Source organism: Leuconostoc palmae, assembly GCF_019656075.1.
Classification (GTDB): domain Bacteria; phylum Bacillota; class Bacilli; order Lactobacillales; family Lactobacillaceae; genus Leuconostoc; species Leuconostoc palmae.
The window spans coordinates 38,450-51,506 of record NZ_BPKZ01000007.1 but is presented as its reverse complement, the minus strand read 5'-3'; the positions used below and the strand labels follow the sequence as shown (position 1 = coordinate 51,506).

The 13,057-nt window shown below is 37.0% G+C and carries 11 protein-coding genes and 1 pseudogene; 3 read left to right on the top strand and 9 right to left on the bottom strand.

Annotated elements, in window-relative coordinates; all coding sequences use genetic code 11:
• Positions 1 to 6: 6 nt before the first annotated feature.
• The 9 genes and pseudogenes from K5Q12_RS04930 to K5Q12_RS04890 all read right to left on the bottom strand — a co-directional run bounded on the left by K5Q12_RS04930 (position 7) and on the right by K5Q12_RS04890 (position 10,273).
• Positions 7 to 831, bottom strand: a complete 825-nt coding sequence (locus tag K5Q12_RS04930) for an energy-coupling factor transporter transmembrane component T family protein (RefSeq protein ID WP_220742598.1) — start codon at positions 829 to 831, stop codon at positions 7 to 9.
• Positions 832 to 848: 17 nt separating this feature from the next.
• Positions 849 to 2,540: an ABC transporter ATP-binding protein gene (locus K5Q12_RS04925; RefSeq protein WP_220742597.1), complete on the bottom strand. Its 1,692-nt coding sequence runs from the start codon at positions 2,538 to 2,540 to the stop codon at positions 849 to 851.
• Positions 2,541 to 2,593: 53 nt separating this feature from the next.
• On the bottom strand, positions 2,594 to 3,154 hold the full coding sequence (locus K5Q12_RS04920; protein ID WP_220742596.1) for an ECF-type riboflavin transporter substrate-binding protein: 561 nt from the start codon (positions 3,152 to 3,154) through the stop codon (positions 2,594 to 2,596).
• A gap of 24 nt (positions 3,155 to 3,178) precedes the next feature.
• Positions 3,179 to 4,042 (bottom strand): annotated as a pseudogene (locus K5Q12_RS04915) (SAM hydrolase/SAM-dependent halogenase family protein).
• A gap of 357 nt (positions 4,043 to 4,399) precedes the next feature.
• Entirely contained in the window at positions 4,400 to 4,936 is a 537-nt protein-coding gene (locus K5Q12_RS04910) for a hypothetical protein (RefSeq protein ID WP_220742595.1), read from the bottom strand.
• A gap of 153 nt (positions 4,937 to 5,089) precedes the next feature.
• The gene (gene adhP, locus K5Q12_RS04905) at positions 5,090 to 6,142 is read right to left on the bottom strand and encodes an alcohol dehydrogenase AdhP (protein WP_220742594.1); all 1,053 of its coding nucleotides are present in this window, start codon (positions 6,140 to 6,142) and stop codon (positions 5,090 to 5,092) included.
• Between the two features lie 457 nt (positions 6,143 to 6,599).
• Positions 6,600 to 8,096, bottom strand: coding sequence for a glutamate--tRNA ligase (gene gltX / locus K5Q12_RS04900; protein ID WP_220742593.1), 1,497 nt, complete (start codon positions 8,094 to 8,096; stop codon positions 6,600 to 6,602).
• Between the two features lie 252 nt (positions 8,097 to 8,348).
• Positions 8,349 to 9,716, bottom strand: a complete 1,368-nt coding sequence (radA, locus tag K5Q12_RS04895) for a DNA repair protein RadA (protein WP_220742649.1) — start codon at positions 9,714 to 9,716, stop codon at positions 8,349 to 8,351.
• Between the two features lie 17 nt (positions 9,717 to 9,733).
• Entirely contained in the window at positions 9,734 to 10,273 is a 540-nt protein-coding gene (locus K5Q12_RS04890; protein ID WP_220742592.1) for a dCTP deaminase/dUTPase family protein, read from the bottom strand.
• 215 nt (positions 10,274 to 10,488) lie between these two features.
• Here K5Q12_RS04890 and K5Q12_RS04885 point away from each other — a divergent pair, with 215 nt between their 5' ends.
• From K5Q12_RS04885 to K5Q12_RS04875, 3 genes are all read left to right on the top strand, one after another.
• On the top strand, positions 10,489 to 10,770 hold the full coding sequence (locus K5Q12_RS04885; RefSeq protein ID WP_220742591.1) for a GNAT family N-acetyltransferase: 282 nt from the start codon (positions 10,489 to 10,491) through the stop codon (positions 10,768 to 10,770).
• Positions 10,767 to 11,450, top strand: coding sequence for a ribose-5-phosphate isomerase RpiA (rpiA, locus tag K5Q12_RS04880; protein ID WP_220742590.1), 684 nt, complete (start codon positions 10,767 to 10,769; stop codon positions 11,448 to 11,450). Before K5Q12_RS04885 ends, rpiA begins: the two co-directional genes overlap by 4 nt.
• 170 nt (positions 11,451 to 11,620) lie before the next feature.
• Positions 11,621 to 13,045 (top strand): aspartate ammonia-lyase, encoded by a 1,425-nt coding sequence (locus tag K5Q12_RS04875; RefSeq protein ID WP_220742589.1) that lies wholly within the window; start codon positions 11,621 to 11,623, stop codon positions 13,043 to 13,045.
• Positions 13,046 to 13,057: the final 12 nt, after the last annotated feature.

Sequence of the window (13,057 nt, the reverse complement as noted above, 5' to 3'; positions counted from 1 at the left end):
TACCTTTCATTTAAACGGATTATACAAACGTCCGTTGTTAACAAATAATAATGTAATACCTAAAAACCCCACAATAATGGAACCTACAATAATTAAAATATCTAATCTCGAAAAAACCTGTTCTTGATACCAAGAACGCTGTTTTTCACGGCCAAAACGTCTAAGTTCCATAGCCTGACTGATTGTGTCAATACGATTTAGGCTTGTGAACACCAGCGGCATAATAATCTGTACAGCCCCCCTAGATCTAGCTAATATAGATGCCTTTTTTGATATTTCGTAACCTCTGGCTTGTTGGGCCAAACTAATAGTACGATAGTCACTCTGGACGTCTGGTATGTATCGTAAGGTAATCGCAAAAGCATAGGCTATTTTGTATGGCACTCCTATTTTATTGAGACCAGCCGCAAACTCACTAGGGTTTGTAGTAAACAATAAAATAATAGCTAATGGTAGTGAAAAGAAGTATTTAATCAATAAGTTAAACTCATAAAAGAGTTGTTCTTCTGTTATTGTCCAATAACCACTACCAAATAACACGTGATTTGTCCCATATAATCTCACACCATATTGAGGTGCTAGAATGGTAATCATCACCAAGTTAATAATTGCAAAAAATAAAACAAATTTAAGCATCAAAGCATATTCTTGATATTGAATTTTTGCTGTCTTCATTAAAAGAACTGACAACAAACTCAATACTATTAAAAACCGAGTATCATAAGATATCATACCTATAGTCGTAAGTGTCAAAAAACCAATGAGTTTGGCTGTACCAGTGGCACGATTGAGCCACGTATCCCGTTGTTTATATCCAAATAAATTGTTCATTTTACTCCCACTATGAATCAAATAGTTGTTGAATGATGTACAATGGCTGCATTCAACATTTCTGGTTGATCAATATTTAATCGCGATGCCAATTGATAAATACTGGTTGTTCTTAAACTAGCGGCCTCCACTAATGTTGCATTTGCTAATAATTCAGAGGGCGTTGTATCGGCTAGTAGTGTCCCATCAACAATAACCAGTGCCCGAGAAACAAAATTAGCAAGCAAATGCATATCATGCGTAATGATAATAATTGTTGTGTTAGCAGTTTTATTAATTTCTTTTAAGAAATTTAGTAACTCACTTGTATGTGTCGCATCTTGCCCAGCTGTCGGCTCATCTAATATTAGAACTTGTGGATCTAGTACTAGAACAGCTGCAATCGTTAAGCGCTTTTTTTGACCAAAACTCAGTGCTGAAATTGGCCAATGCCTCATACTATCCAAATCAACTAACTTTAAAACTTTTCTAGTACGCGTTTCGATTTCTTGCGCATCGACTTCACGTAAAACAAGACCACTAGCAACTTCATCATAAACAGTTGATTTAGTAATCATATGATTTGGGTTTTGTAAAACATAGCCTATATTATCGGCTCGTTCTTTAATAGACTGACTCAATAAACTTTGTCCATCGAGTAAGATGTCACCTGATTCTGGTGTTAAGAACCCGGTTAACAAATGTGATAGCGTCGTTTTCCCAGAACCATTTTTCCCAACAATACCTAAGATCTCACCTTGATATATAGCAGTACTTAAACCATTAAAAATAGGATGCTTATCGTCATAATTGAACACTAAGTCTTTGATAACCAATTTTTTATTTTTTTTCACTTGCTTAATAACTGGTGTTTTTAGGTCTTCAATTACTTGCTTATATGCTTGAACATCGACTGAATTAACATCAGCCACATTAGCTAGCGTGGCAACATCAACGTTAGCTTTTCTTAACAACTGTACAAATAAAGGCTCATCCAACCCATTTTCTGGCAGTATACCAGATTGAATAATGGTTGTTGGTGTATCATTGGCAACAATCTTGCCATCTGCCATTACAATAATACGATCAACGTCTGCTCGTAGCACTTCTTCAATGCGATGTTCGATAATCACAACTGTCAAATCACGTTCCACTTGCAAGCGATTGATCATCGTCATAGCAACATTACCAGCTGCTGGATCAAGACTGGCAAGCGGTTCATCAAAAAGTAATAACTTCCCATCATCTACTAAAACACCCGCCATGGCTGTACGCTGTTTTTGACCACCTGATAACATTTGAGGTGCTAAGTCTAAACGTTCTCCTAAACCAAAACGAGATGCCCATTTAGCCACCTTTGATTTAATTTTGTCAACTGGCTGATGATCGTTTTCTAATGCAAAAGCAACATCTTCTGCAACAGTCAATCCAACAAATTGTGCATCTGAATCTTGCAACACTGTCCCGGCCTGCAATGATAAATCAAATAACGTTTGATCAATAATATTTTTACCATTCAGTTCTAGTTTACCAGTAATGTCACCAGCATAAGCTTGTGGAATTAAACCATTTAACAAACGCAATAAGGTCGTTTTACCAGAACCAGAAGCTCCTGCAATTAAAACCTTCTCTCCTGGATAAATTTGAAAACTAATATCGTGTAATGTAGCTTCCGCTTGGGCATGATATTTAAATGTAACATGCTGAAAATCAATGAGTGGGGCAACCATAAAATATCCTTAATTTTTAAAATTATGTACGCAAGACAAATCTTGCTTTGACATTATTCACTTCTTAAACTACTCTTTTTAGGGCGAGACTTAACGTAAGCAACTAATAACAATGAGCCGATAATGGCAACAGAAATCGTGTTGACTACCGCTGTAACACCACCTTGAAGAAATACTTTTTGTGCGGCTTCTTTGTAGATCAAGATATCACCAATTGGGGCAATCACAAACCACACAATAACATTTGAAATAGCTTGCCAGATGTTGAATTGTATGAGTTTTTTAGTTGATAAGTCACCATATTCTAATGCCAAATATTTTTTCCCTAATCCTAAGAGGAGCCCAAAAATAGCATCCGCAATAACCCAAGACCACCATGGTGAACCATAAGTCACAGCATCATTTAATGTATGTCCAATGAATCCCACCAACAAACCTACGACTGGTCCAAATAATCCAGCTATTAACGCCAACCATCCTTCAGCGACGTTTATCGTTGTATTAGGAACACCTGTGGGAATTGCAATAAATTTCATTAAAACGAAAAATACTGCTGCGCCAATCCCTGTTGCAACAACAGCTTTAACTGAAAAACCACTGTTTTTATTAGTCATTATTTAACATCTCCTTGTTTGTTATCATTTGTTAACTTTACTTAAAGTAACAGACCAATCTTGTCCTGCACCAACATGGTACATTTGTTCAAAACTGCCAGTATGGATACCAAAAGCCACAGTATACACTGAATTAATATAAATTAATGGTTGTCCAGGATCAACATCCGCAAATGTATGAACATACGGCAGATCAGCTTCAAACATCACTAATTCATCATTTTTAATCTGAACATGTAATAATTCCCCATAACCTATCTTAAATATTTCAAATGTTTCTAATGGAATATTTGACCATAGGGAACCAAAATTAACGTCAGTAATATCAATATTTCCTACTAACGTCTCATTATTTGATTCATCAACTTGATACTTTCCAGGTCTAATCGGTAAGGTCACTAACTCTTCTGGTTTCAATTCTTGACCGTAATCCTCATAAGTAGTTTGTCCACTTGCTAACCGAGCGCCATTAAAAGCATAGATGTCTCTACCATGAAACGTTGATGACTTTTCAGAGCCGGGTAAACGATGAGTATCTTCATTAATAACACGAGCACTTTCTATTAGATCTTGCGATATTAAATGTGTTAACGTGCCATTATCCGGTGTCACAATATAATGACCAGCTTTTGTTTTTGCGACTAAAGATAGTCTATTAGACCCCACTCCAGGATCAATGACTGATACAAAAACCGTATCAGGTTGCCAATATCCCACTGTTTAAAGTAATCGAAAAGATCCTTCAAAAATATTGAACGGACTAATACCATGTGTTAAATCACTTATTATGATATTATCAGCGACTGCGTGGGATACCCCTCGCATAGCACTGACAGCCCCATCTTGTAAACCAAAATCAGTTTGTAACACCAGATGATTATTTGTCATATTCTATTTTATCCAAAATGATCCCCGAATATTTGACATTCTCCATATTTCTAACCGATTAAATAAAAAAACCTGTTAATCATGATTATGACTAACAGGAACGTAAATGTTATAGCACCATTTTTTATTCACCAGTACGACCACTGATTTTAATTTCTTAGGTTAATACCAGTACAAGTTGGTTTTTTATTGATCACCGCATTTACGTACGTCATCAAAATACTGAATCATATTAATCTTAAAAATAAGGCCAATAATGTCCTATATTCAGTAAATCAATGTCTTTGCTTCATCGATTTATTAACATGTTTTGATTTTAAGACAATTCTTATTTTTTGTCAATGTAAATCTTATTTATTAATCTGGCAAAATAATTTGTGTTGAAGGACCCTGTTCTTTGACATCTGGTTGCTCTTGTACCAAAAAACTAGGAAACATTGTGAGCGAGTTTTCTTTAAAGCCAACTACTGAAGAACCCAAAATACGACTTACGAGTTCAAGTAGCCTTTCCTCAAAAACAGATTTGTCAATCACCTCTATTTCAGGACGCAAAGGCTGTTGGTACATATTAATGTGAACATGTGGCATCAATGCATACTCACGTCCAACTAGACCTGCCCATGACTCAAATAGACCTTCTGGCAATTCTTCGTTTTCACCTGCAAGGGGCATAAAATTAACGCTGAAAGTATTATTTGCTTCTCCTTCTTCGTCAAACTCTTCACGCGTGATACGACCTTCTGTTACCTCTTTAGCGTAATCAAAGTCAAACACACGTCGTTCATCAAAAATATGGATAAACCCCGCTGTTGTTTGTTCTTCATTTTCACTATCTACAACACGCAAAATTCGATCGCGTTGTCCGTTAAAAAGTTGTTGCATAAAGTATGACATGACAAATTTGTGTTTGAAGTGACTTGGTCGACCCTATCTCCAGACACGTTCCTCCAATACATTTCTTCCCCAATTCTAACACAACAAGTTATAAACGACTATGGTAACCCCAAAAACACACAACCTATCAGTTCTTTGTCTGCTTAACTCACTTTACAGAGTTGTGAAGTCAAAGACTTTACGTCCAGTAATGTTACCAGCCTTCATCTCATCAATCACATCATTCATATCTTTGAAATCAACTGTTTCTACGATTGGCTTAACCTTGCCTTCAGCACCAAATTGGAAAGCCTCTTTCAAGTCAGCACGAGTACCAACAAGTGATCCTCGAACTTCAATGCCGTCTAATACTGTTTTAGCAATATTTAGCGCCATATCACCTTGTGGCAAAGCAACAGCTACTAGCTTACCCATTGGTCGCAAAACATTAACAGCTTGCGAGAAAGCTGCATCATTAACAGCAGTTACTTGTGCGTTATGGACGCCACCAGTTAATTCATTAACCTTAGCAACCACATCTTCGGTTTTACGGTTAACAAGTACTTCAGCACCATTAGCCTTAGCAGCGGCCAACTTATCGTCATTACCATCGATAACGGCTACATGTGCTCCAAATACGTTGTGAGCATATTGCACAGCCAAGTTACCCAAACCACCAGCACCATGAACTGATACCCATTCACCTGGTTTTGTTTCACCAACTTTAAGTGACTTATACATTGTCACACCGGCACAAGTGATTGACGTTGCTTCAACAGGATCCAAACCTTCTGGGACTTTCACTGCATATTTTGAGTTGACAACAACTTGTTGTGACATCGCCCCATCAATCGTGTACCCTGAGTTACGAACCTTACGGCAGAACGTTTCATTACCTGAAACACAGTAGTCACAAACACCACAAGCATCATAGAACCAAGCAATTGATACGCGATCACCAACTTTAAGATAATCACTGGCACCTTCGCCTAACTTTGAAACACGTCCCACACCTTCATGACCGATAACACGACGGAATTGACCATTGCGTTCACCAATTTCGTTTGGATTACCAAAATCACCATTAGCACAGTGCAAATCAGTATGGCAAAGACCGACATATTCAACATCAACCAAAGCATCCCCAAAACCCAATGCTCGAGGTTGCCAATCATCAACTAGATCAACATAGCCATCATTTACTTCACGTACAATTGCTGCTTTCATTATATTCATTTCTCCTTTTATTGTGAACTTATTTACAAGATGATTGTACCTGTTTATATTGTTTTTGTAAAGTCTTACTAAAATATATAAGTTAACTTAAAATAGTTATTCACAAATAAAAAACATACACAAAAATGTGTACGTTACTAGGACTACTACTTAATAAAATGTTTATACTACCCTACAACATCTTTAATATACTGAGACTAAAATCAACCACTTAATCATCAATACTCACCTTCATTCAAAACGGATGATCCTAAAAGGAGGGGCTCTTGTTTTAGTTTAAAATCAGGAACGTTACCTTTTAATTCTTTCAAAACATTAGTATTCGCATAATCCACCATTTCACTGTTGCCAACTACCTTATCTTTTATAGTGTAAGTACCCGTATTCTATAACATCTGGTTGACCACTAACAAAAAGTGACAGCCTTGTAAAAAGGGCTGTCACTTTTCTATACTAAATAAGTTGCCTTAACCTGATTCATTGTCGCTATTACTTTTGAACGATCTAATACAACTAACATTTCAGGTAGGTTTGGTCCTTGAACCTCATGTGTTGTTGCAATACGGATAGGGTTCCACAAATTACGTCCCTTTATTTCAAGCGTACTCTGAATATGACGAATCGTGTTCATATAATCTTCTGCAGTAGCTGTTTCAGGCATGGCTAAATAAGCTGTTTCCCATGCTTCAAATACTTTGCGACCATCTTCAGATGTGAGATAAGTTATCATTTCATCGGTAATGTCATTAAGTTCGAAAAATGGCTTACGTACCAAATCCACAATTTCCCGAGTGTATGATATTCCTTCAACACCTGCAACTTTAATCACTTGAGATAACCAATCAACTTTGTTATCTGCTTCACTTTGACTAATAAGGCCAGCAGAAACCAGTTCACGAATTAATTGTGGCATGACATTATCTAAATCACGACGCATCCACTGATTATTAATCCATTCCAGTTTCTTTTGATCAAACTTAGCGTTTGCCTTGGATAAACGTGTTTCATCAAACATTTGCTTGAATTCATCAAGTGAAAAAATTTCATCTTCACCTTTAGGTGACCAACCCAATAGTCCAATAAAGTTAACCATTGCTTGTGGTTGATAGCCAAGTTCTTTATACTGTTCCACAAATTGCAAAACATTTTCATCTCGTTTGGACAATTTCTTGCCTGTCTCGCCATTAATAATCAAAGCCATATGTCCAAATTGAGGAATATCCCAACCTAAAGCTTCAAAAATCATCATTTGCTTAGGCGTATTAGATACATGATCATCGCCACGAAGTACATGTGAAATTGCCATTAAATGGTCATCAATAACAACAGCAAAGTTATAAGTTGGCATACCATCAGCTTTTTGAATAACCCAATCACCACCGATTTCTTTACCACTAATTTCAATGTGTCCCTTAACAATATCTTCCCATGCGTAAGTACGATCTTCTGGGACGCGGAAACGAATAACTGGTTTGAGACCCTGTGCCTCAAATTCCTCATACTTAGCTTCACGCTCTTCAGCAGTCATTCCTTCATATTCATAAATATAATGTGGCGCTTGCTTAGCAGCTTGTTGTGCCTCGCGTTCTGAAGCTAATTGTTCTGATGTTTTATAAGACTTATAAGCCATCCCCTTAGCCAATAATTCATCAATAAATGGTTGATAAATACCCTGTTCATTTCGTTCAGATTGACGATACGGACCATACTTTCCAGGCTTTTCAGGTGATTCATCCCAATCTAGACCTAGCCAAGCTAAATTATCTAACTGTGATTTTTCCCCATCTGCAATATTTCTTGCTGAATCCGTATCCTCAATACGAATAATAAATTGTCCATTATAGTGGCGTGCAAACAGCCAATTAAAAATAGCTGTACGTGCATTCCCAATATGCAAGTGACCTGTGGGTGACGGTGCGTAACGAACACGAATATCTTCTGTCATGTTATCTAGAGTATTTATTGGCCGTGATGGATAATAAATACATTTCCTCCTCAATTATACGATTTCTCCGTATTTTATCTATTCTATTGTACAACATTAATTGACCAAATTTCCAATGTCCCTGCTTAATAAAAAGGCAGGCTAACTATACCTGCCGTGTCAAAATATGACTTGCCAACTGAAAATGATGGTCATCAATATGATTACCTGTTTCACGTGAAACAACTTTACCTAAAATTTCAAAAAAGTATATTAATCCAGTGCTATTTTCAATGCTTCACTCAAAGTTGATACGCCAATAACCTGTATACCATTTGGTAAATCTATGCCATGCAAGTTATTTTTTGGAACGATTGCACGCTTGAATCCTAATTTTTTCGCTTCTTTCAGTCTACCTTCAATATCTGCTACACTTCTCACTTCACCAGTAAGCCCAATTTCGCCAACAAAAACATCACTTGAGCGCGACTCCTTATCATGGTACGAACTTGCTAAAGCAATTGCAATTGCTAAATCAATAGCTGGTTCATCCAACTTTACACCACCAGCAGCTTTCAAATAGGCATCTTGGTTTTGTAAAAGCAAATTTGCACGTTTTTCCAGAACTGCCATAATTAATGACACTCGATTACGGTCTAATCCTGAAGCGGTGCGCTGCGCATTCCCAAAAACAGTTGGCGTAACTAAGGCTTGTAATTCGACTAGTATTGGGCGTGATCCCTCTAAAGCAACAACAATAGCAGATCCGGTTGCACCAGCTAGACGTTCTTCTAAGAAAATTTCTGAAGGATTGGCAACTTCAATCAAACCACCATTTCTCATTTCAAAAATACCCAGTTCGTTTGTTGCACCAAAACGATTTTTAACCGCACGCAAAATACGATATTTATAATTACTGTCACCTTCAAAATACAAAACTGTATCAACCATATGTTCAAGAATTTTAGGACCTGCAATAGCCCCGTCTTTCGTTACATGCCCAACAATGAATACAGAAATATTGTTAGTTTTAGAAATTTGCAATAAATCAGCCGTAACCTCACGTATTTGAGATACTGATCCAATTGCTGAAGTAACATCAGGCTCTTGCATGGTTTGAACCGAATCAATAATAACAAAGTCTGGATTTAATTTATCTATTTGTGTTTTAATCGCTGTCATATCGGTTTCTGGATATAAGTAAAAACTATCATTACCTACACCTAAGCGATCTGCACGCAGTTTAACCTGAGTTGCTGATTCCTCGCCTGTAACATATAAAACGCGCCCTTCATGTGCTAATTGGCCCGAAACTTGTAACAACAAAGTTGATTTTCCGATACCAGGATCACCACCAATCAGTACCATCGATCCAGGTACAACCCCCCCACCTAAAACACGATTCAATTCTTTTAAATTGGTAGCTACTCGTGAGGTTTCTTGTGAAGTAACTTCGTTAATTTTTTCAACTTTAGCAGCACGTCCATCCAAACTCACACGGCTTTTTCGATCATTTGTCTCTGCTTGAATCTTTTCTTCAACAAAAGTTCCCCATTCGCCACAATTGGTGCATCTGCCTAAATAGCGCGCAGATATAAAGCCACAGTTAGAACAAATAAATTGCGTTTTTACTTTTGCGATAGTATTTCTCCTTCAATTTAATTTTGTCCTGTAGAACCAAATCCACCTGATCTCTGAGCTTTTTCAGTGTTCTCATCACCTTCCGCTAATAAATACGGTAAGAAAATTCCTTGCCCAATACGCTCTCCTTTTTTAATAACAACATCTTTAATACCAAAATTAATAAATTGGAAAAATATCTCTCCCTCGTTGGATGGATTGTTATAATAATCAGCATCAACAATCCCAACAGCATTAGGCATCATAATACGTTTCTTAATGGGACCACTTGATCGTGAAACAAGTTGTAAGTATTCTCCTTCATTCATATAAGCTTTGATACCTGTAGGTACAAGTACCGGCTTGAGCATAGATTGCAAGTCTTCATTGTCTCTTACATTTTTTAATTTACCTAATGTTAAAACAGTCAACCCTTTAAAAAAAGGATTACTAAAGGCACTTGGAATTACCGTATCTTCTGAGGCTTCAAAATCATAGCCTGCCGCAGCTTGTGTACTTCTTTTTGGTAAATTGAGTTCCTGATTAGTTTTAGATGAAACAATTTCAAATCCACGCATTAGTAGTTTTCCCGTCCTATCTTTAACAGGTCGAGTTTCCTCCATTAATTATTCTTCATTATATTATACGTTAAATTGACCGGATTTTTAAACAAAGTATAGTCCAAAAGTCATTCGGTGCAATTTTACAAAACATGTCAATCCTATTGTATAATGAGACTAATAAAACTAACCTGAAAACTAGCATAAAGGACTGTTATCCAATGGAGGTAATTATGTTATTTCAACATGAACCTGGTCGATTTTATTTAGAGCAAAACGATAAAGTCGTTGCTCAAATTGTTTACTCAGTCATCAACAATGGAAAAACCTATGCGATAGACTCTACTGTTGTTGATCCATCTTTAAGAGGTCAAGGTATTGCTTTAAAATTAGTTGATGCCGTTGTAGACGAAGCAAAAGCTAACAATAAGACAGTACAACCCGTTTGCTCTTTTGCACGTAAAGTATTTCTTAATAATCCAGACAAATATCAGGAGATCGAATATCACTCATGAGCCAAGATTTACAAAAAATAATTGCTGGTAGACGCGCAGCAGAATTCGTCAAAAATGGCATGGTTGTCGGTATTGGTTCTGGTTCAACTATTGCTCACTTCATTGAAGCACTTGGGGAACGTGTAGCTAATGAGCAACTGAATATCGTTGGTGTGGCAACTTCGGAAAAAACAAGGCGTAATGCAGCTCAACTTGGTATTCCAATGTACAACGTTGATGACATTGATAAAATTGATTTAACAATTGATGGTGCAGATCAAATTTCTGATGATTTTTCTGCAATTAAAGGTGGTGGTGCTGCCTTGTTATGGGAAAAAATTGTTGCATTTAATTCAAGAGAAAATATATGGGTAGTCGATGCCAGCAAACGTGTTGATAAATTAAATCAATATTTACCCGTTGAGGTTATCCCATACGGATCCGATCAACTGTTCAAACGATTCACTGCTAGTGGTTTTCATCCAACTTGGCGGTTAGATCAAAACGGCAACCCTGTACGTACAGATTCTGCCAACTTTCTAATCGATTTACATCTACCAATCATTGAGAATCCTCGTGAACTAGGCGATGAATTGATTAAAATGGTGGGTGTGGTCGAACATGGTTTATTTACAGACGTTGTCAATCACGTTATTGTTGGTACCGATGATCATTCAGTCAATGTTATTGATGTTAAATAGTAACGTCCAAGCAATGAAACAATCGTTTCATTGCTTTTTGGTATATCAATTCAAAAAGAAAAAAACCACTTATCAACCTTGATAATATAATGTCATAATAGATAACATGTTTAATTGGTATAGCAAATTTAAGCGCTAAAATGTACCTATAATTTTAAAAGGAGACAATTATGCGCATTGAATCTGATTATTTAGGACAATTAAACATACCACAAGTAGCATATTATGGCATTCACACAGAAAGAGCATTACAAAATTTTCCTATCTCGCAAACCAAAACTCATCGGGAACTAATCCGTGCATTTCTTGAAATCAAGCAGGCTGCAGCTCAAACTAACGCAACGTCAGGTAACTTAGAGCGCTCAATAGCAAAACATATTGTTAGCGCCACACGAACACTACTCAATCAGCCAATTAACCTTGAAGATTTTCCAATTGGTGATATACAGGGAGGTGCTGGCACTTCAACAAATATGAATGTTAATGAGGTTATTGCCAATACTGCCTTAGAACAAATCGGGCGAAAACGCGGTGATTATCAATTCATTAATCCAAATGATCACGTTAACATGGGTCAAAGCACCAATGACACCTATCCTAGTGCTGGAAAAATTGCATTAATACGTTTACTAGTACCGTTACTTGATGAATTACGATCCTTAGTAAATGCATTAGGTAATAAAGCAGATGAATTTTCTAGTACATACAAAATGGGGCGTACCCAATTACAAGATGCTGTTCCTATGACCTTAGGTAACAGCTTTCATGCTTGGTTGAAACCATTACTTCGCGATATGGATCGTATAGCTGCTGCTCGTGATACGTTATACACGCTCAACATGGGTGGTTCTGCAATTGGATCTGGTATAAACGTAAGCTACCATTACCAAGTTCATATTATTCCTAATTTAGCAGGAATAACTAAACTACCACTTAAACAAGCGCATGATTTATTTGATGCTACTCAAAACTTAGACGCTTTTGTGACACTCTCAGGCACATTAAAAACGCTAGCCGTATCCTTATCAAAAATGTCAAACAATTTACGTCTACTGAGTTCAGGCCCAAGATCAGGATTTCTCGAAATTAACTTGCCAGCTAAACAAGCTGGTTCGTCTATTATGCCAGGAAAAATTAATCCCGTGATTCCCGAAGTAGTTAACCAAGTTGCTTTTGAAGTGTTTGGGTTTGATGCAACCATCACCGCAGCGGCCGAGGCGGGACAATTAGAACTGAATGCTTTTGAGCCCATTATTTTTAAGTCACTTTTTGCTACCATTGAACATCTGACTAGCGCCATGAGGACACTACGCGTTAATGCCATAGATGGTATTACAAGTAACAAACAGAGGTTAGCACAAGATATCGACCTCTCTGTTAGTTTCGCTACAGCTATGGCTCCGATTGTTGGTTATCAAACAGCAGCTAAACTAGCTAAAGAATCATTACAAACTGGAAAATCTCTCAGACAAATAGCCGAAAAACATGCCTATTTTACTCCAGACGAATTAGAACATATATTCAAGGCAGAAGATATTGTCATTAATGCCCGCACTCCAGAACATGGGCTGGTATTACATGCACCAAAAATATAAAAAGCAGTCACA

What these genes read in the sequence shown, in the direction of transcription:
- K5Q12_RS04930 (WP_220742598.1), bottom strand. Translation starts at nt 831, where the DNA reads ATGAACAATTTATTTGGATATAAACAACGGGATACGTGGCTCAATCGT.
- adhP (WP_220742594.1), bottom strand. Translation starts at nt 6,142, where the DNA reads ATGAAAGCAGCAATTGTACGTGAAGTAAATGATGGCTATGTTGATCTA.
- K5Q12_RS04910 (WP_220742595.1), bottom strand. Translation starts at nt 4,936, where the DNA reads ATGTCATACTTTATGCAACAACTTTTTAACGGACAACGCGATCGAATT.
- K5Q12_RS04920 (WP_220742596.1), bottom strand. Translation starts at nt 3,154, where the DNA reads ATGACTAATAAAAACAGTGGTTTTTCAGTTAAAGCTGTTGTTGCAACA.
- gltX (WP_220742593.1), bottom strand. Translation starts at nt 8,096, where the DNA reads ATGACAGAAGATATTCGTGTTCGTTACGCACCGTCACCCACAGGTCAC.
- rpiA (WP_220742590.1), top strand. Translation starts at nt 10,767, where the DNA reads ATGAGCCAAGATTTACAAAAAATAATTGCTGGTAGACGCGCAGCAGAA.
- K5Q12_RS04875 (WP_220742589.1), top strand. Translation starts at nt 11,621, where the DNA reads ATGCGCATTGAATCTGATTATTTAGGACAATTAAACATACCACAAGTA.
- K5Q12_RS04890 (WP_220742592.1), bottom strand. Translation starts at nt 10,273, where the DNA reads ATGCGTGGATTTGAAATTGTTTCATCTAAAACTAATCAGGAACTCAAT.
- K5Q12_RS04885 (WP_220742591.1), top strand. Translation starts at nt 10,489, where the DNA reads ATGTTATTTCAACATGAACCTGGTCGATTTTATTTAGAGCAAAACGAT.
- K5Q12_RS04925 (WP_220742597.1), bottom strand. Translation starts at nt 2,540, where the DNA reads ATGGTTGCCCCACTCATTGATTTTCAGCATGTTACATTTAAATATCAT.